24 protein-coding genes and 1 tRNA gene are annotated in these 26,020 nt (G+C 39.4%); 12 read left to right on the forward strand and 13 right to left on the reverse strand.

Annotated elements, in window-relative coordinates:
• Nucleotides 1-165: 165 nt before the first annotated feature.
• Nucleotides 166-771 carry a tRNA-(ms[2]io[6]A)-hydroxylase gene (locus IPJ83_08805; GenBank protein MBK7880637.1) on the reverse strand — a complete coding sequence of 202 codons (606 nt, stop codon included), beginning with the start codon at nt 769-771 and terminating at the stop codon, nt 166-168.
• Nucleotides 759-1,748, reverse strand: coding sequence for a hypothetical protein (locus IPJ83_08810; GenBank protein ID MBK7880638.1), 990 nt, complete (start codon nt 1,746-1,748; stop codon nt 759-761). Before IPJ83_08810 ends, IPJ83_08805 begins: the two co-directional genes overlap by 13 nt.
• An 83-nt stretch (nt 1,749-1,831) precedes the next feature.
• Here IPJ83_08810 and IPJ83_08815 point away from each other — a divergent pair, with 83 nt between their 5' ends.
• The 5 genes from IPJ83_08815 to IPJ83_08835 all read left to right on the forward strand — a co-directional run bounded on the left by IPJ83_08815 (nt 1,832) and on the right by IPJ83_08835 (nt 7,861).
• On the forward strand, nt 1,832-3,994 hold the full coding sequence (locus tag IPJ83_08815; protein MBK7880639.1) for a S9 family peptidase: 2,163 nt from the start codon (nt 1,832-1,834) through the stop codon (nt 3,992-3,994).
• 102 nt (nt 3,995-4,096) lie between these two features.
• Nucleotides 4,097-5,464 carry a dipeptidase gene (locus IPJ83_08820; protein MBK7880640.1) on the forward strand — a complete coding sequence of 456 codons (1,368 nt, stop codon included), beginning with the start codon at nt 4,097-4,099 and terminating at the stop codon, nt 5,462-5,464.
• 88 nt (nt 5,465-5,552) lie between these two features.
• Nucleotides 5,553-6,140: an FKBP-type peptidyl-prolyl cis-trans isomerase gene (locus IPJ83_08825; GenBank protein ID MBK7880641.1), complete on the forward strand. Its 588-nt coding sequence runs from the start codon at nt 5,553-5,555 to the stop codon at nt 6,138-6,140.
• A 51-nt stretch (nt 6,141-6,191) separates the two neighbouring features.
• Nucleotides 6,192-6,878, forward strand: coding sequence for a tRNA (guanosine(37)-N1)-methyltransferase TrmD (gene trmD / locus IPJ83_08830; protein MBK7880642.1), 687 nt, complete (start codon nt 6,192-6,194; stop codon nt 6,876-6,878).
• 44 nt (nt 6,879-6,922) lie between these two features.
• Complete coding sequence (locus IPJ83_08835; GenBank protein ID MBK7880643.1) at nt 6,923-7,861, forward strand: hypothetical protein; 939 nt, start codon at nt 6,923-6,925, stop codon at nt 7,859-7,861.
• Here the strand turns inward: IPJ83_08835 and IPJ83_08840 are convergent.
• The 4 genes from IPJ83_08840 to IPJ83_08855 all read right to left on the reverse strand — a co-directional run bounded on the left by IPJ83_08840 (nt 7,858) and on the right by IPJ83_08855 (nt 12,021).
• Nucleotides 7,858-9,099, reverse strand: coding sequence for a glycosyltransferase family 2 protein (locus IPJ83_08840; GenBank protein ID MBK7880644.1), 1,242 nt, complete (start codon nt 9,097-9,099; stop codon nt 7,858-7,860). The two genes, IPJ83_08835 and IPJ83_08840, sit on opposite strands and share 4 nt — an antisense overlap.
• Before the next feature lie 259 nt (nt 9,100-9,358).
• Nucleotides 9,359-10,279 (reverse strand): T9SS type A sorting domain-containing protein, encoded by a 921-nt coding sequence (locus IPJ83_08845; GenBank protein ID MBK7880645.1) that lies wholly within the window; start codon nt 10,277-10,279, stop codon nt 9,359-9,361.
• Nucleotides 10,280-10,301: 22 nt separating this feature from the next.
• Nucleotides 10,302-11,315: a glycoside hydrolase family 16 protein gene (locus tag IPJ83_08850; protein ID MBK7880646.1), complete on the reverse strand. Its 1,014-nt coding sequence runs from the start codon at nt 11,313-11,315 to the stop codon at nt 10,302-10,304.
• A 4-nt stretch (nt 11,316-11,319) separates the two neighbouring features.
• On the reverse strand, nt 11,320-12,021 hold the full coding sequence (locus IPJ83_08855) for a tail fiber domain-containing protein (GenBank protein MBK7880647.1): 702 nt from the start codon (nt 12,019-12,021) through the stop codon (nt 11,320-11,322).
• Nucleotides 12,022-12,599: 578 nt separating this feature from the next.
• Here IPJ83_08855 and IPJ83_08860 point away from each other — a divergent pair.
• The 4 genes from IPJ83_08860 to IPJ83_08875 all read left to right on the forward strand — a co-directional run bounded on the left by IPJ83_08860 (nt 12,600) and on the right by IPJ83_08875 (nt 17,714).
• A complete protein-coding gene (locus IPJ83_08860; protein MBK7880648.1) occupies nt 12,600-13,232 on the forward strand; it encodes a WbqC family protein in 633 nt (210 codons plus the stop codon).
• 65 nt (nt 13,233-13,297) lie between these two features.
• The gene (locus IPJ83_08865; protein MBK7880649.1) at nt 13,298-15,157 is read left to right on the forward strand and encodes a M1 family metallopeptidase; all 1,860 of its coding nucleotides are present in this window, start codon (nt 13,298-13,300) and stop codon (nt 15,155-15,157) included.
• Nucleotides 15,158-15,212: 55 nt separating this feature from the next.
• The gene (locus IPJ83_08870) at nt 15,213-17,273 is read left to right on the forward strand and encodes a S46 family peptidase (GenBank protein ID MBK7880650.1); all 2,061 of its coding nucleotides are present in this window, start codon (nt 15,213-15,215) and stop codon (nt 17,271-17,273) included.
• An 18-nt stretch (nt 17,274-17,291) separates the two neighbouring features.
• Complete coding sequence (locus IPJ83_08875; GenBank protein ID MBK7880651.1) at nt 17,292-17,714, forward strand: hypothetical protein; 423 nt, start codon at nt 17,292-17,294, stop codon at nt 17,712-17,714.
• Between the two features lie 77 nt (nt 17,715-17,791).
• Here the strand turns inward: IPJ83_08875 and IPJ83_08880 are convergent, their stop codons facing one another.
• From IPJ83_08880 to IPJ83_08895, 4 genes are all read right to left on the reverse strand, one after another.
• Nucleotides 17,792-18,136, reverse strand: a complete 345-nt coding sequence (locus IPJ83_08880; GenBank protein MBK7880652.1) for a hypothetical protein — start codon at nt 18,134-18,136, stop codon at nt 17,792-17,794.
• A gap of 98 nt (nt 18,137-18,234) precedes the next feature.
• On the reverse strand, nt 18,235-18,909 hold the full coding sequence (locus IPJ83_08885) for a DNA alkylation repair protein (protein ID MBK7880653.1): 675 nt from the start codon (nt 18,907-18,909) through the stop codon (nt 18,235-18,237).
• A 236-nt stretch (nt 18,910-19,145) separates the two neighbouring features.
• A complete protein-coding gene (locus IPJ83_08890) occupies nt 19,146-19,313 on the reverse strand; it encodes a hypothetical protein (GenBank protein MBK7880654.1) in 168 nt (55 codons plus the stop codon).
• 208 nt (nt 19,314-19,521) lie between these two features.
• Entirely contained in the window at nt 19,522-20,019 is a 498-nt protein-coding gene (locus tag IPJ83_08895) for a hypothetical protein (protein ID MBK7880655.1), read from the reverse strand.
• Between the two features lie 167 nt (nt 20,020-20,186).
• On the opposite strand from IPJ83_08895, the gene IPJ83_08900 reads away from it, so the two are divergent.
• Nucleotides 20,187-20,270, forward strand: a tRNA-Leu gene (locus IPJ83_08900).
• Between the two features lie 8 nt (nt 20,271-20,278).
• Here the strand turns inward: IPJ83_08900 and IPJ83_08905 are convergent.
• The 3 genes from IPJ83_08905 to IPJ83_08915 form a co-directional block, all read right to left on the reverse strand.
• On the reverse strand, nt 20,279-20,551 hold the full coding sequence (locus IPJ83_08905) for a gliding motility-associated C-terminal domain-containing protein (GenBank protein ID MBK7880656.1): 273 nt from the start codon (nt 20,549-20,551) through the stop codon (nt 20,279-20,281).
• A complete protein-coding gene (locus tag IPJ83_08910; protein ID MBK7880657.1) occupies nt 20,515-22,551 on the reverse strand; it encodes a hypothetical protein in 2,037 nt (678 codons plus the stop codon). The genes IPJ83_08905 and IPJ83_08910 overlap by 37 nt, the downstream gene beginning before the upstream one ends.
• 79 nt (nt 22,552-22,630) lie before the next feature.
• Entirely contained in the window at nt 22,631-23,359 is a 729-nt protein-coding gene (locus IPJ83_08915) for a metal-dependent transcriptional regulator (protein ID MBK7880658.1), read from the reverse strand.
• A gap of 280 nt (nt 23,360-23,639) precedes the next feature.
• On the opposite strand from IPJ83_08915, the gene IPJ83_08920 reads away from it, so the two are divergent.
• Nucleotides 23,640-24,635 (forward strand): right-handed parallel beta-helix repeat-containing protein, encoded by a 996-nt coding sequence (locus IPJ83_08920; GenBank protein MBK7880659.1) that lies wholly within the window; start codon nt 23,640-23,642, stop codon nt 24,633-24,635.
• Between the two features lie 108 nt (nt 24,636-24,743).
• Complete coding sequence (locus IPJ83_08925) at nt 24,744-25,898, forward strand: peptidoglycan DD-metalloendopeptidase family protein (GenBank protein MBK7880660.1); 1,155 nt, start codon at nt 24,744-24,746, stop codon at nt 25,896-25,898.
• The last annotated feature ends 122 nt before the right edge of the window (nt 25,899-26,020 follow it).

A 26,020-nucleotide genomic window follows, 5' to 3' on the forward strand; every position in this document is an offset into this window, starting at 1 on the left:
AAACTACCTATGTGATTTCCGGCTTCCAATTTTGAGTCCATTAACTCAAGAACACATTAACTCATTAGCTCATTTTCAAATTTTCAAATTAAATTGACGCTGGGAAGCATCAAACAACCGCAACATTAACTCATTAGCTCATTTTCAAATTTTCTCATTCCATTTTCAGTGCATCCTGTCTCCTCGCGGCCCAAGTTTTGCGATAACATCGGCTTCGTAATCCAAATATTCCTTCCACCTCGCGCGAACTATTATTGGATCAAAATAATGATCTGCCAGATCCAGAAACATTCTGTAATGCCCGGCCTCGGAAACCATAAATTGATGATAAAAATTTCTGAGTTCTTCTTCCTCCAATCCAAGTGACAGTAATCGAAATCGCTCACAGCTTCTGGCTTCAATCAAGGCACAGGTAAGCAGCAAATCTAAAAGTCGGTCTTTCTTGCTGCCTCCTTTTTTGTGAAATTTTAAAAGATCAGAAACATATTCGTCTTTTCGCTGGAAGCCTAACTTAAGGCCGCGTTTTTTTAACTCTGCGACCACTTGTCTGAAATGTCCCCATTCTTCAGTAACTACCGGTGCAACATTGGTGACCAGTTCGTCATATTCCGGATATAATTGTATCAAGCTAATGCATGCACTGGCGGCTTTTTGTTCGCAGAATGCATGATCGGTGAGTATGTCTTCAAGTTTCATGCTTGCAAGATCAACCCATCGTGGATCTGTTGGAAGATGCAAGCCCAGTTTGGTAATTTCTCTTACTCTAGGCATTTGAATAATTTTTGGATTGCATCCACATGATAGATATCAAAATCTTCAAACCCTCCTTCCCAGAGGATGATTATTCTGTCCGGATTATTTTTCTTAAGCAACTTAATTTTATCATGTGAAAGAGGACATTGAATCTGATAGATGGTTGTGCCGGCTTTCTCATCTACGATACCACTGTTGCTTGCGTTTGCATTCAGATAAGTGTATGTGCCATCCAGCAAAATCAATTTTATAGGATTTCCGGCTTCAAACAAACCATAGGTTTTTTGTGCTTTCGAAGTATTGAAAACCAATCTGATTTCCATAAAATACTTTTTGCGGGATCGGAGCAATCGTATCTCTGATTCAACAAATTCGCGTTCTTTAAAATGCGCCTCCAAATTAGCCGGGGTATGGCTAAAAAATGGAATAAACCTGGTGGCTAAAATTTCCTGATCTTCAGATAAGGTAAGCCCACAATCAAAAGGCAAACTTTTAAAATAATTATCTGTTGGGAGGGTAAGAGGGGTCAGATCTTTTTTAAGATCATCTTTTGAAATTTTTGCTTGTTCGAAGAATCGGATTTTTTCATTTAGTATCTTTAATATTCCTTCTTGTTTATCTAATGGTTGGAAGCTGATTTGTCTGGTTTCTGTAAGGAAAAAATATTGTTTGCGCAATTTGAATTCAATGGCCAAAATTTCTAAATCTTTTTTTCTGATCTGTTCTTCTATTTTTTTTCTTTCCGATTTTTGAGATTGATACCTGGAATTTTCAGCATGTAGATATTCCAATTGATCTTGCAGGATGGCCAATGATTCCTTCAGTTGATGAATGTTTTTTTCAATGTCGGCAATGGTTATGTTTAGACTATCTGTATTTGTATACAAATCACAAAGCCGGGATTCATGACCTAATGAAATTCGATGTGCATTTAAATCTTCCGGTGTGCACAACCAGTTAAGCAGGAATAGTGACAATATTTGAATGGCTGGCATAGTTAAGATTGGACAAAAATAAGCCAATAGAAGGTTTTTTCTTACTTTTGGCGGCCTTTTGTTTTTCCGGCAAGTTAATCATAATGAAACGAATCTTATATTCAAGCCTTATTGCCTCTGTTATGACATTTTTATCCTGCAAGACTAATGACCCCGGTGCCGGATCCAATGATTTTCCAGACATTCCTTTGGCTTATGGCACCTTTGCAAAAGACAGCGTAAAAGATGATTATTTTGGAAACGAAGTACCGGATCCTTACCGCTGGCTGGAGGATGATAATTCTTCAGAAACCAAAGATTGGGTGTTGGCTCAAAATAAACTGACGTTTGATTACCTTGGGCATATTCCTTTCAGGCAGGCTCTAAAGACCAGAATTACAGATCTGATGAATTATGAAAAGCAGGGAGCCCCATTTAAAGAAGCCAATTCTTATTTTTTCTTTAGAAACGATGGACTGCAAAACCAGGATGTACTTTTCAGAAAGGCTGGTCCCGAAAAGCCGGCAAACCTGGTATTAGATCCAAATGCTTTCAGCAAAGAGGGTACAAGTTCCGTCAGTGGAATTACAGTTTCAAAGGATGGTCGTTATCTGGCTTTCCAACTTTCTGAAGCAGGATCCGATTGGAACAAAATTTTGGTGAAGGATTTAAATAACGGAAATTTTCTGAGTGATACGCTTGAATGGATAAAGTTTTCAAATATCAGTTGGCATAAAAATGGTTTTTATTACAGTCGTTATCCCGAACCTAAGGGCCAGACTGCTTTGTCAGGTAAAAATGAAAATCACGCAGTTTATTATCACAGAATAGGAACGCCACAGAAAGATGATCAGCTCATATATGAGGATAAAAAGCACCCTTTGCGAAATGTTGGTGCAACCATTACCCAGGATGAACAGTATTTAATTTTATCTATTTCGGAATCTACCAGTGGAAATGCACTTGCGATAAAAGATTTGACAACTGAACAAAATAATTGGACATGGCTGGTAACTGAATTTGATCAAGACTACAGCATCATTGGTAATGAAGGTAGTCAGATTTTTGTCCATACGAACGCAGGAGCAGCTAATTGGAAAGTTGTTTCGATTGATATGCTTAAATATTCACCCAAAAGCTGGCAGGATGTTCTAATGGAAGGGGAAGATGTGTTGCAACTTGTCTATTTATTAAATCACAAGTTGGTTACCGTCTATATGCACAATGCTTCCAGCGAAATCAAGATTTTTGATCTTCACGGTAATTTGCAAAAAAACATACAACTGCCTGAATTGGGAACTGTAGAAATGTTTAGTGGAAAGCAGGATGATTCAGAAGCATTTTATTCGTTTGTTTCTTACATCAGACCCACGAGTATTTTTCGTCTGGATTTGAATTCCTTCGAAGTTGAAAAATATTTTGAACCGAAACTTAATTTTGATCCTGATCTGTACACGACCGAACAAGTGTGGTACAACAGCAAAGATGGAACAAAAATACCCATGTTTTTGACCCATCGAAAAGGACTGCAAAAAGATGGACAAGCTCCAACCCTGTTGTATGGTTACGGAGGATTTGACATCTCTTATTTACCCACTTTTGCAGAAAGAAGAATTCCGATCCTTGAGTGCGGCGGAATTTTTGCAGTTGCCAACATACGAGGAGGAGGTGAATTTGGTAAAAAATGGCATGAAGCAGGCACCAAGGAGCGAAAGCAAAATGTATTTGATGATTTTATTGCAGCTGCTGATTATCTGGTTTCAGAAAAATATACCTCCAGAGACAAACTAGCCATTGAGGGCCGTTCCAATGGGGGGCTATTGGTAGGAGCCTGTATCACGCAGCGACCAGATTTGTGCAAAGTTGCCTTTCCCATTGTAGGAGTGCTTGATATGCTTCGTTATCATAAATTCACCATAGGTTGGGCATGGGCCACTGATTATGGCACCAGTGATACAGAAGAGGGGTTTAATTATTTAAAAAAATACTCTCCTGTGCACAATTGCAGACCTGCGGAATACCCATCTACCATGATTACGACTGCAGATCATGATGACCGGGTAGTTCCGGCCCATTCTTTTAAGTTTGCCTCCGCTTTACAGACAGCGCAACAAGGTAAAAACCCGGTACTCATTCGGGTAGATGTCGCTGCGGGTCATGGAGCCGGTAAACCGACCGGAAAAAAAATCGATGAGATCGCAGATATGCTCAGCTTTATGTTTTACAACATGAAAGTAAATCCGGTCGTACATTTACCCAAGAACTAAAAATTGTTAGATTAGATCCAAATTCTCAAAACTCCTAATGATTTCAAATGTTGATTAAATAATTATACTTTTTTCTCGTTAAAGCACTTTAAAATTTATTGTATGCATATTAATTATATCGAACAAAACAAACAAAGGTTTTTGGATGAGTTACTTGAATTGTTGAAGATTCCTTCTGTAAGTGCAGATTCAAACCATAATGCAGATACTGCCCGTTGTGCGGAGGCTGTGAAGCTGTCTTTATTAGCAGCAGGATGCGATAGAGCAGAAATTTGTCCTACCGGGGGTCACCCAATTGTTTTTGGCGAAAAAATTATTGATCCCAAACTTCCAACTGTCTTAACCTATGGGCATTATGATGTTCAGCCGCCTGATCCTCTTGAATTGTGGACCAGTGGACCTTTTGAGCCGGTGGTAAAGGATGGTAAAATTTATGCAAGGGGGGCGTGCGATGATAAAGGACAGGTTTTTATGCACGTAAAAGCCTTAGAGGCCATGGTTAAAACCAACACACTTCCATGTAATGTAAAATTTATTATCGAAGGAGAGGAGGAAGTAGGTTCTTCCAATTTGGGAGCCTTTCTCGAAGCAAATAAAGAAAAACTTAAGGCAGATATAGTTCTGGTGAGTGATACTTCTATGATCAGTATGGAGAATCCGTCCATTGAAACTGGTCTGAGAGGACTTGCCTACATGGAAGTTGAAGTGGTAGGACCCAACAGGGATTTGCATTCTGGAGTGTATGGTGGTGCGGTGGCAAATCCAATAACCATACTGGCCAAGATGATTGCCTCCATGCATGACGAAAACAACCATATTACCATTCCGGGATTTTATGATCAGGTGATGGAAATGACGCCGGCTGAAAGGGAAGAGTTGAATAAAGCTCCTTTTAGTCTGGAAGATTATAAATCGGATCTTAAAGTTGCTGAAGTGTGGGGCGAAAAAGGCTATACCACACTAGAACGTACTGGCATCCGTCCTACCTTGGAGTTGAATGGAATATGGGGTGGTTATATTGGAGAGGGTGCTAAAACTGTTTTGCCTTCCAAGGCCAACGCAAAAATATCCATGCGTCTGGTGCCTAATCAAAAGTCACACGACATAGCTCAGCTTTTTACCAAATACTTTGAATCCATTGCACCTCCTTATGTAAAAGTAAAGGTGACAGAACACCATGGTGGAGAGCCGGTGGTAACCCCAACTGACAGTGAGGCCTACCGTGCTGCTGCTTTGGCAATCGAGCAAAGTTTTGGAAAGAAGCCAATACCTACAAGAGGTGGTGGAAGTATCCCGATTATTGCTTTGTTCGAAAAAGTTTTAGGCTTGAAAACAGTACTGATGGGATTTGGACTGGATTCAGACAATATCCATTCGCCAAATGAGCACTATGGTCTTGCGAACTTTTACAAGGGCATCGAAACCATCCCTATGTTTTTCAAAAATTATGCAGCTTTTAAACAATCATAATATGAAAGGAAGTTCTTTAGGAATATTATTTTTTATCATCGGCAGCTTATCATTTACCACCCGGTCTGCTGCACAAAGCAATTATAAAATGGATTCTTTGAGTTACAGCATTGGTTTGTTATTTGGTAACAGTTTGAAACAACAAGGCATTGAAAAAATTTCTGCACCGGATGTGGTAGAAGCACTGGAGGAATTTATGTCCGGAGCTAAGACTAAAATCAGCATGCAGGAAGCTTCAGAAATTTACAGTCAGGCATTGTCAAAAATGGCAGAAAAAGCCAACAGCGGGGTCAAAGAGGAAGGTGAGAAATTTCTGGCAGAAAATGGTAAAAGAAAAGGTGTAACCACAACCGCAAGTGGCCTTCAATATGAGGTGATCAAAATGGGAGAAGGTCCCAAGCCAAAAGCTACCGATAAAGTGAATACACATTATCACGGAACACTTATTAATGGAAAAGTATTTGACAGTTCGGTATTGCGCAATGAGCCCATTTCTTTCCCATTAAACCAGGTGATCAAAGGATGGACTGAAGGTCTGCAGTTGATGCCTGTGGGATCTAAATTCAAGTTTTTCATTCCCTATTCACTGGCCTACGGAGAAAAGGGTGCAGGTGCGGACATTAAGCCTTTTGCTGCTTTGATATTTGAAGTAGAATTATTGGGGATAGAACAATAAATAAATACCCTTCATGAATGGAAGGGATACCAAAGAACCAAACAGTTTAGGATGAGAATTGACATCATTACAGTTCTGCCTGAATTGCTCAGGAGTCCGTTTGAACATTCTATTTTGAAGCGGGCTGCAGATAAAGGTTTGCTTGAAGTGCATCTTAATGATCTGCGCACATTTGGCAAGGGTGCTTACAAGCAAGTGGATGATTATGCTTTCGGTGGCGGTGCGGGAATGGTCATGATGATCGAGCCTCTTGTAGATTGCATTGAATCCTTGAAGTCCCAACGCAATTATGATGAAGTCATATACCTGACTCCTGATGGCCACACATTGAATCAAAAAATCGCCAACACACTCAGCCTTAAACAAAATTTGCTGCTCATCTGTGGGCATTACAAGGGAATTGATCAGCGCGTAAGGGACCATTGGGTGACCATGGAAATATCCATTGGGGATTATGTCCTGAGTGGTGGTGAATTGGCTGCAGCTGTTCTTGTGGATACACTCGGAAGATTAATTCCCGGGGTGTTGAATGATGAAACTTCTGCATTGACCGATTCATTTCAGGATGATTTACTCGCACCGCCAGTTTACACCAGGCCTGCAGATTTCAATGGACTCACTGTTCCGGAAGTTTTGCTAAGTGGACATGAAGCTAAAATTGAGGAGTGGCGATATGAACAATCCCTGGAAAGAACACGTACCAGACGACCCGATCTCCTGAAAGATAGTGATTTTTAAATGAACTCCTGATACCTATACTTGTTGATGTACAAAGTATGTTTATGAAATTGAATAGGTGGTCAGGTGTTTTTTTTTCTGCAATTTTATTATCAACGGTCATTTCGTGCACAGTTGATTCTAAACATTCTACTCCTCCAAGTTCGTCTGTAGAAGCTGTCAAAACACAAGATCAAAGTCTGAGTGATTATTGGTATCTAGGCAAAGCGGAGTTGAGCAGTTATGATTTGCAGCAGGTACGGTATGGCGAAGTAAGAAAAGGTGAGGGAGTATTGATTTTTGTCGCAGAAGATTTTTCGAAATCCAAGCAAGTTAAATTGGATGATCCCACCAATGCCGGTCAGGATAAATTACCTGTGTTGAAACTTAACTATTCTAAAAAATTCAATACAGGAATTTACCCCTACTCCATGTTGTTAAGTAGTTTTACTGAAGTTGGATCTGCAGTGAGTCCATATCCGGTTAAATTAAATGTAAGTGTGCAGGAATGGTGTGGTCATGTATTTACCCAGGTCAACAGAAAAGAGGGTCATTACGAGGTGCAACAGTTCTCCTATTTTGAAACAGAAGGAGATCAGCGATTCACCCGCAATCTGGTGTGGTCCGAAGATGCCATTTTTAACCAGATCAGGATCAATCCTGCACAACTTCCGACTGGAGATGTTGACATGTTGCCTGGCTTGTTTTATGTTCGGTTGAAACATAAACCCTACGAAGTTGTAAAGGTAAAGGCTACATTAATGGAGTCCTCATCAACAGAAAAAGTTTATGCTCTGGATTTTGTTTCATTGCAACGCAAACTCAATATTCGATTTTCGTCCACAGCACCCTATGAAATTTTAGGCTGGGAGGAATCATATCAGGAAGGGTCGACATCTATGACGACCACAGCAAAACTTAAGAAGAAAATTTTATTGGATTATTGGAATTTCAATCATGAAGCAGATGCTTCTTATCGTAAGGAATTGATGCTTGAGTTTTAAAAGATTCCGTCCAATTTGCGGTATCCTTCCAAGAGGGATAATTTATCTTCGAGCAATCCTTCCGGCTTGATTTTACGCATTAGTTTTGCTGCGCCTATACCAACTTCTTTGTCGGGAAAACCTTTGTCTCTGACCTCGTGAAGGAATTTCATCAGTCTAAAAGGATTGGCCCATCTGTTGAATCTTTTGACAAAAGCTTTTTCTCCGGAGGTATTTTTTTGAATCAAATCGAGCTCTTGCAAAAATCCCTGATCCAAAAGAGATTCTGCAAGTATGGGCGAAATCTCCTTCAATTTGTCCACTGCCGCCATGGAGTCTAAAGTATAGAATTCATGTAGCTGATGAAAAAAATTCATAAACAAATGAATGGCTTCCAGGGAATAGCTCAACTGGAAATTTTGGTCGAGATATTGCCCTATTGCCTTACCGGTACCAAATGGTACTCGATCAGATTTTCGAGCGGATGGATATACCAAGGCTTCATTTATTTCACCCAGTTGATCCAACACAGAAAATTTATGAAGAAAGTAGAAATCTTCACCCGCCTGTCTTTTATTCATACCACCTTGTGCGCAATAGGACTCAGCGGTTACGCCAAAACAGGAACCCAAAGTTTGCATGGCAAATGGATAATTAAAATATTTCTGGGCGTTGATGTAATAGCGGAGATGTAGTTCGTAATCAATGATGGCCTGACGTTGCTTTTCAGGAATATTGAGCAGTGGGTGTGCAAATCCAATGCTCACTGCCGGTTTTGCAGCGGGCATTTGATAATAATTAAAAATGCTTTGGAAATAATTTTCATGACAGATACAATCTGCATCAAAATTTAGAATGATTCCTTTGGGTTTTCTAATTTGGTGAAATCGCCGAACTGCTTCATCCATTCCTATTTTTCTGGCCAGGCCCACACCTGCATGTTTAGCAGGAAGCACTTGTATCGGCAGGCAATGGATTGTGAATCCTGGCCGGTTATTTTTTTCTGAATAGAGAAGAAGTTGTGCTCTCTGCTGTTCATGAAAATCTAGATATTGTGCTCCTTTATTTTCCGGATAGTTTAATACCGGTAATATTTCTACATTAATTCCTAAAGTATTTGCATGGACTAAAGAGTCCAGCGCAAGAAATAAATTATCCTCATAGAAGGCAGGAATTACCACTATGATATCCAGCGCCGGGTCTAGCTTGTCCTTTAACAAAACAGGATTTAAAATTTTATGAGATATATAGGAATTCAAAATGAGGGATTAACTAATACAAAGATGCTCAATCTTAAGGCAATATTTACATAAGTGTCTACATTAAGAAAGACTGTTTCTGATTAAATTACTCGAATGTTTAGCATCAAAGTATGTGTCTAAATCTTGAATTGAGCTTCCGCATTATTTTAACTGCTGTCCTGTAAACAAATTTTATTTGATGTATGATTAACCTGATTTAAGGACTGTGATTTATTGCTCAGGATAAATTGTTTAATTTTATACCATAAAGATCAGTCTACAATTTTACAAATGGGGCAAAATAAATTTTACCTTCGGAGTAAATTTTAACCCAATAGTATCCGGAAAGCATGTCGATAATGGAGAATCGGTTATTTCCTGTCGTATGAATAGGAAATTCCTGTCCTAAAGAATTGATTAAATATACCTTGTCTAGATTAATTTTTGTGTCTATCTCCACATACGTTGATGCTGGATTGGGTAAAATATTAAGAACTGGAAATTCACTGGAAGCAGATGAAGTATTGGTACTGGTTGCGTTTATACAACGGATGGGAAAAAATTTGGAATCAAGATTATCGGACCATTTAAGGAATTTTATAAAAGTTACTTCGATTTCTAATGCACCATTCCTCGGCTCTGGAGTTAACCAAAAATAGACTGTTCCCCAATCAATATTAGTAAAAAGTTTTGTTTTAGAATCATAAACTCCAGAAGGTAGAATGGACAATCCGGAATCATTATTTGGTGGAGGGAATGTAGTTATCCAACATGTATCTATTATATTACGTCCTATATTGTGAATAATTTCGTATTGGGAAAATAAACTCGTATCTGCTTTTAAATAAACTGCAAGATCAAACCAATCGTTGAAATTGGGAATTCTCCAACCATCCGGACATAATCCCTGAATTTTGGATCCAAATCCGTTGTATAAAGTCGCGGACCTGGTGTAAAGGTAACCATGTTTTTTAACAAGAGCTGAGTCGTGGTTGTATGCCACATATTGACTTTTTGCAATCGGGTTTCCATCCGGAAAGTGGGTGGATTTTAAATTTTGTTTTAACCATTGTTGGTTACCTATTTTGACTACCTCATAAAGATTGCCATCCAAGTCTTTGATTTGGGCATTAAGCAATGCATGAATATTCAAACTTGCAAGAGTGATTAGCCAGAAAAAAGATAATAATTTTTTCATGATCTTGGAATTAAATAATCTTTCAATTAGGACAAGCTGTAGTATAAAAAAGGGCATAACCTCCACCTCCGGTTACTCGATTAACCGTGGTGTTTTCCTGAAGTAATATAAAATCCGTGGCCCAAAATGGATTTTCTACGCCAATGTCAATTATTGTATTGCATCCGGATCCACCCATGGTATAACTTTTTCTCAATTTATTTGAACTAAGGCCATTGTAAGTGCAGATTGTTGATGCGGTATTGCAATCTAAGTCCAATTGCGATATTCTTAGGTAATCAGCTTTAAACTCAGCCGGAAAAACTGTTGCAGGCTTTGGGGTAAACCAAGGATCGATCGCAAAATTTATTAAAGTTTTTATGGAATGATTTGGGGTAAAAACAGGATCGTGAATTGTTTTAATTTGTTTATTGTCATAGAACCAAGTCAACCGGTTTGGTTCCCAAAGAACAGCATATTTATGAGGATCACTGATTAAGCCCACGTAGGTTTTAGTGATGCCGGCACTAAGACCAGAATCACAACTTATCGATGGGTCAACCCACACATAATTGAATCCGGTATGCAAGCCGGATTCACTAATTTCTCCACTTGGTTCATTAATGTCAATTTCATTCCACCAGCACTGAGATGCATTTGCACCAAAAACCCAAAAGGCTGGCCAAAAACCATAGCCGATTGGCATCTTGGCATTAATCTCCCAATAACCATATTTATAGGAAAATTTTGAATGAACGGCTCCACTTCGATAGTAGTACAGATTAGTATTACAAGTAATAGGATTTACAAGTTTTTCAGCCTTTAAAGTTAGCCAGCCACTTTGGCAAGTTACATTAGAATCTTTGTTGCATTCCAGCCCATTGTTAATATCACCCCAGTCATATCCATTCGTCCATTCAGTTACCTCGTTTAAGGAATTAAAGTCGTCAAATTTCTGAGTGAGCCATGTAGCATCATTTGTTTGAAAGTGTTGGGCGCGAATGCATGCAGGCAACAGACATAAGATATCAAGTAATAAGATGTAGATGACTTTCATGATATTATTTTTTAGGTCGATCTTGCAAATTATTACAACATTGGTCCAGTTGAGCCTCAAGTTGGATGATTTTGTTATTCAACTCATGTATGCTTTTTACCATAAATGGAATTAGTTCAATATAATTAATTCCAAGGGATTTTTCATTTTCTTTGTCAACCAAAGCAGGTAAAATTTCTTCCATTTCTTGTGCAAGGAATCCGAATCTTAATTTATTTGAAGTTGTCAACTCATCAATAAACTGGTATGAATAAGGCTTTAATTGAAGAATTTTTTCCAAGGAAGGTGGTAGGTCTGTAATATTGGTCTTCAAATTCTTATCCGACAAAAACACAGTAACTCCATCCCCTCTTATGTAGTATTTAGAAACCCCATTCAGTTGGATTTCCAATCCTTTACTTAGTGCTCTATTTACATTATTAATTTGGCAATATTGATAATCATTGATGTGGGATACACTTTTTAGGTAAAGTGATCCCCGTCCGATAGTGGGCGACGATCCTGACTCAACCTGCAGTCTGAAAATATTGTCTATTTCAGAAAGCGTTCCAACAGTTGTGTTACCACCGGAGAAAACTTTTACCTGAGCGATTAATGAATGAAAAGACAACAAGGTGAAAACTAATAATGCAAATTTGCCATGGTTAACTTTTCTAGAAATTAATTTCTTGAAAGTTGAAAGTTGAAAGTTGAAAGTTGTTTTCATAATTAATTTTTTCTAAATTAAGATTATTTTTTAATTTCTAATGATAAATTAACATAATGTTAACATATCTTTATATAAAAAAGAGTAAAAGGAATATGATCAAATAAATTATTTTTAAAATGATGATCTAATATTTCAAAATATAGACTATGCTTATGAATAACAGAATGTTTAATTTGGGAATTACAATAATGATTTCCCTCTTGTTTGCTTTTATCTACCGAAAATCCCAGAGCCATATAACATTGAATTTATTCTTTATCAGTTTTATTCTTTATTTTTTAGGCAATACGCTTTTGGGGTTGGCCATCATTTACATTTATAATCTGATACGTGGTTTTCCTACTCAAATGTTTTCAAAAAGCCACTTTATTATTATAGTATTTTTATTTTTATGTATGCTGATTGGATTTAAGGAGAATTAAGCAGCAGTCAAAAATACCGATACGCAATTGATCTCTAAAAATTTGGAAGAATGAAGGTCAACCTGAGTAATTTTTAACGGTTGATCTTTGTGAAGTAAATATTAGCAGGCTAAATATTTATTGCGCTAACTTTACCGGACATTTCCTGAAATTATGCATGTTCATTCTGTACTGATTCCCATTAGTGTTTTTACACCAATCGTATTATTGGCAGAATGTCTTGATCAAAATGTCCTCATTGAAACTTGTGAGCATTATCAGAAGAGAAGTTTTAGGAATCGATTTTTTTTACCTTCCGGAAATGTACTCCAAATGCTGAGCATACCGCTTCGAAAAGGGAAGAATGAATCATTGCCTATTCGACTGGTAGAAATTGCAAATGAATTACCCTGGAGGGAACAGCACATCAAGACTTTGCAGAGTATTTACGGAAGGAGCCCTTATTTTATTTTTTATAAAGATGAGCTGTTCGAACTGATTCAAAACGGCCCAAATTCCCTATATGATTTTGATTTGAAAAGTCTGAAATGGTTGTTGAATATGCTTAAACTAGACACTACTTTGTCAGAGACCCAATCTTATGAAAAGGAAACAAAAGAAGAGATTTTGGATTTAAGATCTGCACTAAAACCATCTTTATTCGAAGGAAAATATTTACCTTCCTATTGGGGAAGCGATCCCGTACCTGCCCAAAGTTCCGCGTTGGATCTACTTTTCCATATGGGACCTGATTCTTATTCCTATCTTGAAAGTATACAAGGCATTGATTTATTAACCAAGCTTTAAGATTCCTGATTTCTCTTGCGGCTGCTGATGTCGTAGCTTTGTTCTGAATATTTTTAGTCTCAGTAATGAAGTATCAGTTATTTATTTTGCTTTTGTGTTTGGGCTGCAAAGAGGTACAACCGGCAAAAATCAAAGATTCCACCTCCAGACCGGATCCACATAGTTTTTCCCGACCGGATGAAGCCAGGACTGTTCATTTGGATTTGGACATAGCGTGTGATTTTGAGTTGCAGCAAATAATCGGGGTGGCCTCTTACACCATTTCACATCAAAATGCACACAGGATTATTTTTGATAATCTGGGGCTCACCATCAGCAAGGTGGAGATTGAAGATGAACAGGGCCGGAAGCAACCAATTGGATTTACAAGTCCGGATTCTGATACCCTGCTTGGAAGCTCCATTGAAATCATCATAAAACCCGACACCAGAAAAGTACATCTGCATTATTCTACCAACAAAGACGCGATGGCTCTTCAATGGCTTGATTCTAACTTTACTTATTCACACAAGTTTCCATTCCTGTTTACGCAAAGCCAATCCATTTATGCGCGTAGCTGGATTCCGTGTCAGGATGGACCGGGTATCAGATTCAGCTATACTGCAAAGGTGAAAGTTCCCAAAGGAATGATGGCCGTAATGAGTGCAGAAAATAGCCAAATTGTTGACAGCAGTGGAATCTATTCCTTTAAAATGGATAAACCGGTGCCAGCCTATTTGATGGCCCTGGCAGTGGGGGATTTTAAATTTTTACCCTTAGGTAAGCGTACCGGCGTGTATGCAGAAGCAGAAATTATCCATAAAGCAGCTTATGAATTTGAAGATTTGGAGAAAATGGTCGAATCTGCAGAAAAACTGTACGGTCCTTATCCCTGGGGCAGATATGATGTCATTGTTCTTCCGACAGGATTTCCTTTTGGGGGCATGGAGAATCCCAGACTTACATTTTTGACCCCTACAGTCATTGCAGGAGACCGATCGCTCACCTCTTTATTGGCACATGAGCTGGCACATTCCTGGTCAGGGAATCTGGTGACCAACGCTACCTGGGAAGATTTTTGGTTGAATGAGGGTTTTACCACTTATTTTGAAAGCCGCATCATGGAGTCTTTGTACGGTAAGCCGTATGCAGATATGTTGAGTCTGCTCGGTTACCAGGATTTGCAAAAAACCATGCATGAAATGGGGGATACCAGCCCTTTTACCCGACTCAAATTAAATTTGAAAGATATAGATCCTGAAGAGGCACTCAGCGATATAGCTTATGAAAAGGGTAAGTTACTCCTGCGCTTTTTGGAAGAGAGATTGGGGAGGGATCGCTGGGATCCGTTTTTGAAATCTTATTTTGACGCCTTCCAATTCAAATCCAACACTTCCGAAGGATTTTTGAAGTTTTTCGATCAGGCATTTCCGTCCATTCCTAAAGATTTAAGGGATACCATCCAAAAATGGGTCTATGAGCCCGGATTAATTTCTTTCAAACCAGGGTGGGACAACAGCAATTTTGAGACTGTGGAGAGAAAGCTCACCTCATTTTTGAAAACCAATGATCCAATCAGCCTGGGCAGCGAATCATGGTCCACCCATGAGTGGCTTCATTTTATCAGAATGTTACCCCTGGATAAGAATGAAACCCGTATAAAGAACCTTGATGCAGCTTTTAAGCTTTCCGGATCCGGTAATTCTGAAATCGCGCATGCCTGGTTGCTTTTTATTATTAAATCCGGGATGGGGGCAAAATATTTGAATGAGTTAGAGCGATTCTTAGGCTCAGTGGGTAGAAGAAAATTTCTCACGCCATTGTATGAAGCCCTTGTAGAAAAGGGATTGGGACAACAGTCCAGGGAAATTTTTCAACGATCCAAGAAAATTTACCATCCTCTGACCATCAGCACCCTTGAAAAAGTCCTCTATCCCAAAATTTAATTTGCTTTGTTCGCGTTAGTTTATCTTTGCACGAATTTTTAAAAATATATTGGTCATGAAGAAAGTTTTTTATTCCCTGTTATTGATCGTCAGTTTTAACCTGACCGCTCAGGAAGACATGTCTACCCCAAAAAGATTCGATTTTGGAAAGATGTGGACATTTGAAAATCCGCCAAAGGATTGGTTTAAGGAGGCATATAATTTTACTCCGGATGATAAATGGTTTGATGATGTGCGCAAGTCTTCCTTAAGATTTGCAAGTTGGTGCTCCGCTTCTTTTGTTTCGCCCAACGGCTTGATCATGACCAATCACCACTGTTCGCGTGATGTGGCCCCTCAACTACAGAAAGAAGGGGAAGATTTTGACAAGAATGGATTTTACGCAGCTACGATGGCAGATGAGCGTAAATCCGAAGGTCTGTTTGTCGAGCAAATGATCATGGCTGCGGACATTTCCGACCGGGTACTTAAAATGATGGAAAAGGCGAAAGATGACACAGAGCGAAAACTTTTTCAGGACAGCGCACTCGCTCAGGTAACTCGGGAGTATCAGCAAATGGACGGATGGAAAGGATTACGGTTGCAGACCGTTACTTTTTACAGTGGAGGTAGATTCAGCATCTACGGATACAAAAGATACAATGATATTCGGTTGGTAATGATTCCTGAGACGGATCTAGGTTTCTTTGGAGGAGATCCGGACAATTTCACCTTTCCAAGATATACGCTCGATTGTACTTTTTGGCGCGCATACGACGAGAATGGCAATCCTGTCAACTCCAGTGCAAATTATTTTAAATTCAATGTGGATGGGGTAAAAGAAGGAGAGCCGGTGTTTGTCATTGGAAATCCGGGGACTACTGAGCGATACAGGACCACCAAACAATTGGAATATGACCGGGACTATCGTTACAATCTGCAATATGAAATGTTTACCAACCGCATAAAACTTTTAGAGAAGGAATATGCATCTGCGCCAAGTGTGGATTTGAAAAATGAAATTTTTGGATTGGCCAACAGCCAGAAGGTTTTTCAGGGAATTTATGGGGGACTTAGAAATCCGGATCTGATGGCCAGGAAGAAAAAAATGGAAGATGAAATCAGGAAGAAAACAAAATTAAAAGGCGAAGACTATTGGGATGAATTGGGTAAGGCGGTAGATGGCTTGAAGAAACATGCTGCTGTTGTCACTTTGGCGGGTCCAGGAGGCATCAAAGGAAATATAGTAAATCTACTTTTTGCTTTGGGCAAATATGAAAAGACCTTGGAAATGCCTAATAATGCAGCAGCTTTGGATAAACTCAGAATGGGCATTAAAGATTTGGTGAAAGTAATTGATCAGGATAAAGAGAAGGAATATTTTGCTACCTACCTGATGGAGTTACAGAAATATGAACATCCGGAAAATAAATTTATCGACAAAATTCTGGATGGAAAAACCCCGGAAGCCAGAACGGATAAAATGCTTAAGAAAACTGATTTTACGGATTTGGAAAAACTTGAAAAAATTTTGGCAAAAGATCCAGCAAAATTTAAAAAGTTTGAGGATCCTATTCTGGATGCGGCAAGAATTATTGTACCTAAATACAATGATGCAGTAACTGCATTTCAATCCAGTACCCCTCGAAGAAGAGCATTGGAGGCTAAAATTGCCAATGCAGTGTTTGGTGTTAAAGGGAATAATCTTCCACCCGATGCTACATTTACTTTAAGGTTATCGGATGGAAAAGTATCCGGATACAAATACAATGGAACGATCGCGCCATACAAAACCACCTTTTATGGATTATACGATCGCTATTATTCTTACAATGAGCAAGCACCATATGCTTTGCCATCTAAATGGCAAAATCCACCGGTGGAATTGTTGAAAGCACCGATGAATTTTGTTTCTACTAACGACATCATAGGTGGTAACTCCGGTTCTCCGATTGTCAACCGTAATAAAGAGGCTGTGGGTTTGATTTTTGATGGAAATATTGAATCGCTTCCGGGTAGTTTTATCTATGATGAAACTTCCAACAGGGCAGTATGTGTGCATGCAGGCGGTATGGTTGCTGCGCTTAAATATATATACCGCGCAGAGAGACTTACGAATGAACTATTAGGAAAATAATTTTAGATAAAAATAGATATGAAAAAACTCATCGTCTTATGTTCCGTCGCATTCCTCATTGCTTGTGGTGGAACCAACAACACCATTAAGGGTGTAAGCAATCTAACTACACGTCCGGATTGCAAGGGTCCTTGCGGCAAGGTAATGCCTTGTGAAGGAAAGACCATGACGCTTGAAGTTGAATTGCGGAATAATAATATTCTTCAGGGTGGGGCAGCGTTGTTCGTAAGAGATCCGGACAATTTTGATTATACGGTTAAAATCGAATTTGGAGAAAGTGTTCCGCCGGAAGTGTATGCCAATGCTAAGGATGCCCAAAATAAAAGATTGAGGGTAACAGGAGTAATTGAAGGGTATGATGTTTATGTGCATGAATTGTGTACAAGGTCCTATACTTTTAAAGTCAATGATGCTAAGAATTTTAGCTTGCTCAAAGATTAGCAAGATATAAATCATAAAAAAGCCCTGCAAATCTTGCGGGGCTTTTTTTATTACAGCTAATGCAGATCTTTATAAAATTAATCTTTCTCGACGTGCAAGATGTGCAACAACCTGTGAATGATTGGGGCAAAAAACACGGCAGTAATACTTAGGAAGGCTACGCCACTGTATAAAGCATAAAAGGAAGAAAATAACTTGGATGCTACGGTGGTCATTTCTGCAACTGGTCCCATTCCGGTGAGAATCATGGCGGACATGTGGAAACCATCCAGCCAGGAGAGATGGCAAATAAAATGATAGCCAAACGTTCCCAATGCCATGGAAAAAGTAATCAAGCTCAGGGCAAACAAATTATATCGCCAAAGTCTTAAGTAGAAATTGGGCATATTGATGACGTCCTCTTTCTTATGTTCCAGTTTCATATTTTTAGGAGTTGGGTCCAATGATCAGTTTTAGATTTTAGTTGTGGCTTTTAAATTTTCAATCCGGTAAAATGTTCCGATAAAATTAAAATTAAATTTTATTTCTCCAACAACCGGAGCCCTTCTCTTCTGGTAAGTGAAGAAAGTGCATTGGTTTCAATAAATTTTCTGACTGCACGTGGATTGGTTTTGGAATATTGCCGTAGCGCCCATCCGGATGCTTTTTGAATGAAAAATTCCTTACTGTCGGCGTGTTTTAAAATGAGTCTTTGCATCAGGTTGAAATCCGTTTTGTCGCGGTAAAACAATTGCAGAATGATGGCCGCCCGTTGATACCAGAAATTATCGCTTTCAATCCACTGAAGAGATTTTTCTCTAAAAACAGTTGGATGTTTTAGTAACATTTTGCCAAGGATGTTGGGCGCTATACAATCCACCGTATCCCACCAGGACTGATCCCCGATCAGTTCTTCAAAAAGAGGTAGAACCTCTAAACCAAGTTTGTTCTGAAATTTCTGTGTGTAATCCAGGGCAGCGTACTTCCATTCTCTTTGGTCTTCCGCCCAGCAACTGAGTACAAATTCTTCTACAGTTGGAAAATCATATTTGTTGTAATTGGCAAATACTTTTCGTTCTAATTCTTTACGTATAGGTGAAGCTATGCCAAAATATACGAACTGATGGCGCATATAAGCCTCCATGCCCTTTGCCCTGGTAGGATTCGCTGCAGATAGAAAGGAGTGTTTGAGATCTTGAAATAATTGTCCACTCATCGGACAAAGTTAAGCCATGAAATCAGAGAGGCAATTATTTTTGAATATAAATCGGAGTACTATCTACATAAAATCCGATGGTTTTTTATCTAAGCCATATCGGCTGAAAAAACATCGACGTAGATACCTAAAATCTGCATCCGACAAATTTTCTCCAAAAAAAAACATAACGCACATTAGAAAAAAAGCGTACACCTCTAACTTCAAGGGGTCCACTTATTTAAAGCCAATCAAAATTACTTCTTCCCCGTTGTATTCTTCTCCGCCTTAGGGCTGAATGCATTCACAACTGAATTACTGGTTTGCGAACTTTTGCTTTCAGACTTATAGCTGGAAACAGATTTGCCTTTGGATTTATCCGCCGGGGCTTTTTTTACGTTTTTAGTTCCTTTGTCCTTACTCATCTGAAATTGATTTTGACAGCAGACCATGAAACAGTCTGCTGTATATGGGAACGCTTGGTTTCATAGAATAGTTGCAGGAGTTGATTTTATAGCGGATTTATCTTTAAAGCCGAAAATTTTTTCTCATCCATTTTCTTCTGTGAATTTCCTTGGCAACAGGTCATAAAATCAAAAAGGGGATCAATCTATCAAATAGGTAAACTTAGAATTACTTGCGGTAAAGACTTATTTTGTAATCTATTGGTTGATTCTTCCATTGGTATTTGATACCGTCGATGTTTGCTTCGCTGAATAAACTATTGCCAAAATTGTAACAATCCCAAGCCAACAAACCTTTGCAGCCACAAGTATTTTTCTGATATTTTATATCAGTAAATCGGAATGACTGACTGACTGGAATTAATTTGATTTCCCAATCGAAACTATCGGACATTGGATATTCGGGAAATTCCACATAGAGGGTATCATGGTTTCGGTAAGAAGAAACCTCCTTGTTAAGGCTGCTGATTTTTTTTTCAAGTGTCTGGAAACCTGAACCCTTTGTGAATCCATTAAACACCACCGAGTCAATCTCTGCAGGTTGATATCCATGGAAAATTAGCGTGGGGGTATTCCGTGGACAAGTGTATTCATTGTTCACACAAGCATGCTGAATCAATGATAAAAATAACAAATAGAAGATAAAAGAGTAATGTGGGTTTTTCATATAGGGGTGTTTAGTATGCAATTATACTAAATCAATTTTAACAAGCCAATCATTTTAAAAATTATTCATAAAAAATATTTGCCGAGGCGTGACACTTTCGACATTAATACTTGTGGTGATGGTCACATTTTCCCTGAATCGATTATATTTGCAGCCTCCGTTTTATTGCCGAAGTGGTGAAATTGGTAGACATGCACGTTTCAGGGGCGTGTGCCCGAAAGGGCGTGTGGGTTCGAGTCCCACCTTCGGCACTTCCTCATTATCTGATCAGCGTCACCATCTTTTTTTCTATCCTGCCTTCTTTTCTGCTTTGTCTGTATTTGAGTTCGTAGACATAAGCACCTCCGGGAATATCTTTACCCGTATTGTTGTATTTTCCGTTCCAGCCTTTGTTTGGATCATTGGATTCGAATAATAATCCTCCCCAACGATCAAAAATTTTGAGGGAGAAATAATCTAAAGAATGAATTTCACCAACCGGCAGAAATTCTTCGTTCAGTCCATCACCGTTAGGGGTAAATGCATTGGGCATAAACAAGGAAAAGTCCCTAAAAATAAACAGTTCGAAGTCCACGGTGTCGGTGCATAAAAACGGTCATTAACGATCAACCTGATGTGGTGAATTCCGGTATCGGCAAAAGTGTAATCAAGATCTTTGTCAAAATAATATTTTGAACCATCAATGATCCAAGATCTACCAACGGTATTCTGTGTTTTGTCTTCCATCCGAAGGACCGGATTTTTAATATTTAAAAGTGTTTTGTCTATAGATCCCATAGCAATAGGAGGAGGGAATACATTTACCACATTGTTGAAAGCCGCTTCATTGAAGCAACCCAATGGTGAGGTTACCTGAAGCTTTAGATTATAGCTGCCGATGGAGTCAAATACTTTTTTTACCGAGAATCCACTTGCTTTGGTACTGTCGCTAAAAATCCAATTAAACTTATAACTGTTGTCCGTTGGGAAGGAGATGTTTTTGAATTGAACTTCGAGTGGTACACAACCTTCACGGATACTGGGTTCGAAGATAACTACATCAGGTGCGGGTTGCCAGACAATTCCTTTTTGGGTCTTGTTTTTACAACCAAAATTATCTGCGATTTCCAGGTAAACAGTATATCGGTCAGGATGTATGTATTGCAAAGTATAATCTTTTGTAAATCCTTTGAAACCATCACCAAAATCCCAATTCCAATTGTTGATGGTGCTGTATGCAGAAGTACTCAGATCTTTGAATTCAACCGGTCCGGCCTTGCAACTGTCAAAGTTTACGCTGAAGTCCGGCTGAATGGGAGGAATGACATTTACCTGAAATTGAACGGTGTCGCTGCAATTGGTTCCGGGGTTTAGAATAAATCTTCCATTATGAAGCCCACCTTCTTTGAAGTCAATCAATGGATGCCATCCGTTGTATGTTTCCATGATTCCACCGTTCTCATATTCCCAGACGGTATTGTTGATAAATTGTTGCTGATAGCTGCCGTTGCTCATTTGCAATTGGGTACTGTTGCAGAGGAGGATTTCATAATTTTTCTTACGTACCTCCACTCCATTGTTCAATCTGGCTACTACTGTTCCCTGACAACTGGCTACATTAAATTGGAAATCCCTTCTTAAAGTGGACAAGAGCACGCCATTTCTGTATTCGGATACACAAACACTCACTACGTATTGTCCGATGGTATTTGGTTCGCCGGTAATTTGACCGGTAAGAGAGTTAATGGTCACGGGTGGATTTCCGCCCATCGGAAAAAGATAAGTGTATTGCGGTGCTCTGAATGCTACCGGGGTAAAAGGAGGAGGGCAATCAGGCGTAGGTGTCACGGAATTGCAATTGCCGCCACCACCCCCGCGACCGCCACCTGCAAGGGGTTCACAAAAACTGTATACCAGCAGATCGCCTTCTTTATCATAAGCCGAGTGATCAAATTTCAGTGGATTGTTGACACAAACGACGGTAGGCGGAAAGTTGTTAAAAACGGGGCTACTGTTACAGGTCCTTTGCGCTTCCGGATGGATGCTGATGGTAAAAGTTGCACCGGTAGCTTCCGGAGCCTGAATGTTTGTTATGGTATTGTTACGACAACATCTTTGCCATACGATGACGTATTCTTCGTTTATTATGGGAAGATCAACCGTATAGACATAGGTTCCGCTTTCCACACAAATATCAGGAGGAAGGATGAGGCAAGGATATTCGGGTGGTTCGATGAAATTAGGCCCAAGGGTGAGTCTGGGAATACTGTATTCCCGATTGGGACCAAGGGCGTTGGTATAGCCGTTCGCATTTTTCCGGTAAATCGTGAAACCAAGAGGCTGGTCAAAATTGGCAGAATTCTGCTGTGGACGACAATCCCTGTAAAGCTTAATGATGATGTTATAAGTCCTTTTTGTTGAATCAAGTCCATTGCTAGAATAGCCCATACACTGATAATACATCTCACCTCCGATGATGTGAGCCCCAACCACGCGTTCTGAATAGGTTTCCAGCAGGGTAATTAATAAGAAAAGTCTTAAGTATGAATTCATGCTATCAACAAAGTGTAAATTTAGGTATTTCTCTTCTAAGCAAGTGTTAAATGTGTTTGTACTGCTTCAAGGACAAAAATCAATGTGCGAGGCAAGGAGGGTTCTGATAATTTTTTTCGAAAGCACAACAATGGATTTCTGAGGTGGTAAAAATGTTCTCTGCCACTGCCTTGTTGATCAAAGATTCCCGACTCCCGTTGATGATTACGGACATTGATCCGTCGTATTCTTCTACCTCCACGATTTCAATATGGTCTCCAATACTGATTCCAAGTTTGTCCATATAGCGAATGAATTTTTCGCTGTGGTCATTGACTGCCGTGATGCGGTAATCCTTTTTTGGTACTGCTTTATCCAGAGAAATAAAACATCGGCCTCGCATGTTACCCCTTCGGTCAGGTATAGGGTCTCCGTGCGGGTCAAACAAGGGATAACCCAACAGTTCATCAATCTTATCCACCAATTTTTCGGAGCGGATGTGTTCCAACTGCTCCGCCATTTCCCCGATCTCCTCCCAACCAAAATTCATTTTGCGAACCAGGTAAGTTTTCCAAAGCCTTTGTTTTCGGATGATCTGTAAGGCCAGACTCTTCCCTATGATGGTCAACTTAAGAGGTTGGTATTTTTCATAGGCGATGAGACCTTTTTCACTAAGCCTTTTAATGGTTTCAGTTACTGTCCCAGGTTTGAATTGTATCAACTGGGCCACTTCATTGGTACTGGTACTGGAATCCGGACTCTGTTCGCTGAGGGTATAAATGGCCTTCAGGTAGTTTTCTTCGGTTAGACTCAAAATGTGCGGATCCATGGTGCGAAAATAGGGAAGATTATGCCTAGGGAGGGAATGGGGGAAGGCTTAATTGAAGACTTACGTTTTTTTTGTGGTATGAACACAAAATCCATCCACGGAAGTCTTTGGATAAACATTCATCAAAAGTTGAATTTTTTATAAAACTAAATTTTTTGTGACATTTGAAAATTTAGGCTTAGATAGCTAATAATTTGCACTAAATTGAGGATGTAAAGGAGGGACACTTAATTTGCATTTAAGTTCCATTTCAGATCACTACATTTACTAAAAATCAAAAATGTTAAAATCAATCTTTGTTGGATTAGTTATTTTAGGATTTTCAACTGCTAATTTCGCCACCACCTGGCCTGTCGGCCCCGGTAAACTTTATAAAAAACCTAGCGCCGTCGCTTCGTTGGTTAAAAATGGAGACACCGTATTAATTGATGCGGGTGTTTATGCTCAGGACGTTTGTTTGTGGAGGGCCCATCATCTGTACTTGTCCGGAGTGGGTGGAAAGGCGCATCTGAAGGCTGAGGGGAAGGCTTATGGACAAAAGGCTATTTGGGTGATACAGGGTGATTCCACCATAGTGGAGAACATCGAATTTTCTGAATGCAGCGTGCCGGATAAAAATGGAGCAGGGATCAGGCTGGAAGCCACTCATCTGGTAGTGCGCTCATGCTATTTTCATGACAATGAAGATGGGATTCTCGCCGGAGACAATGTGAACAGCCATGTCCTAATTGAGTACTGTGAATTTGCCAGAAATGGTTTTGGCGATGGTCAATCACACAATCTGTACATCAATCATGTCAAATCCTTGACCTTTCAATTCAACAACAGCCATGACAGCAAGGTAGGGCATCTTCTTAAAAGCAGGGCTCATCAAAACATTATCCGGTACAATGTATTAAACACCGGCAATGCGGATGGTTCCTACGAAATAGATCTTCCACACGGAGGGCAGGCACTTATTTTGGGCAATACCATTCGGCAGGGACCCAATAGTCAAAACAGTAATTTGATTGCGTATGGACTGGAAGGGCTGAGTAATCCGGGATCGCACGAAATCATTCTGTCACATAACACGCTGATCAATGAAAAAGGCAGTGGAAATTTTGTGAACCTGAAGGATCAAACCAACAAACTCGTGCTTCTCAACAATGTTTTTGCAGGTGCCGGCAAACCATACAATGGACTTGCGACAAATGTTCTGGATCAGGGAAATCTTGCAAATGTTTCCAGGAATTATTTTTGTTTAATAATCCATCCTCAGCAGATTATCATCTGACCATTCAATCTCCCGCACTTAACTATTCCAAAATTGACTTCCGCAATTATCCGGATTGGAAACCTGAATGGGAATATGATCTGAACCAAAAGTCCAAAAGCGCGAAAAATGGAATTTTGGCCCGACCCCGGAGCATTTGAATTTCACGAATTGAATCTTTTTGAAAATCCAATACACGGAATTTATGGCAAGGATTACATCATCATAAATCATGTAGATCATTCTGTATCCGGTATCCGTGATTTGCAATGTCTAGACAAAACTTATGAAGGTCATCAGGGTACTGATTTTGCTTTGAGCGGATTCGAGCAAATGGATAAAGTGGTGGATGTTTTTTCTGTGGACTCCGGTACCGTGACTTCGATTGCTGATGGGCTGTTTGATAAAGAAACGGTATCTGATACTGCCAAACGCCTTGGAAATTACCTGGTGATACAGCATGGAGAAAACTGGCACTCTTATTATGCACATCTCAAGAAAAATTCTTTGCTGGTGAAACCCGGGGACAAAGTAAGACCGGGACAAAAAATCGCCTCCGTGGGTTGCAGTGGAAATTGCACTGACCCGCATTTGCATTTTGAATTATGGTATGACAGCACACAAGTCGTGGATCCTTTTGATGGTCCATGCGGCAATCAATTTAATTTCTGGAAAGATCCTGTTCCTTACGACAGCAGTTTCCATGTATGGAAGAGTGGTCTGATGTCCGGAGTAGCCTCTTTGGATTCCCTTCGATTTCATCAAAACAATCAAATCAAGTTTGATGTGAACAAAGATGCTTCTATAAGCTATTGGAATTTGCAATATGGCGTCCGAAAAGGAGATGAGCTTTCTGTCGAGTGGTTGGATCAAAATGGGGTAGAGAAATTTCAGTTTGATTATGTGGCAGATAAAAATTATTGGTATCAATATTTCTGGACCTATATGAGTACGACTGCATTGGGCATATGCGATGAATGTCGTTGCAGATATTTCAGAAATGGTCAAATGGTGGAAGAGTTTGTTTTTTCAATCAAGGGTAGTGTAGCGGTCAGTGATCCAAAAGAAGAATTTGTATTTAAAGTATCCGGATCAATTGTTTTAAATCAAACCGATGTTTTGCAAAAATTAAAAGTGTTAAACCTGTTGGGTCAAACCATTTTTGAAACTGAAATTGAACCCGGGGAAAGCATGCAATTAAACCACCTGTCGACCGGAACCTATATTTTGACCGGGGCCGGTGAGTTAAATAAATTCAAGGCGCTTCGGGTTTTTATTCCGTAGGATGCTATTTTTAAAAAATTGTTTGATTTCTTTTTTCAATTCGTCAGAAGCGCTTATTTTTGTTTAAACACTGTGGGCAATTTAGAACACTTTAAGCCTGAACACTTGCTTGATTTATTTTG

Origin of the sequence: Candidatus Vicinibacter proximus, assembly GCA_016713905.1 — a bacterium.
GTDB classification, from domain to species: Bacteria; Bacteroidota; Bacteroidia; order Chitinophagales; family Saprospiraceae; genus Vicinibacter; species Vicinibacter proximus.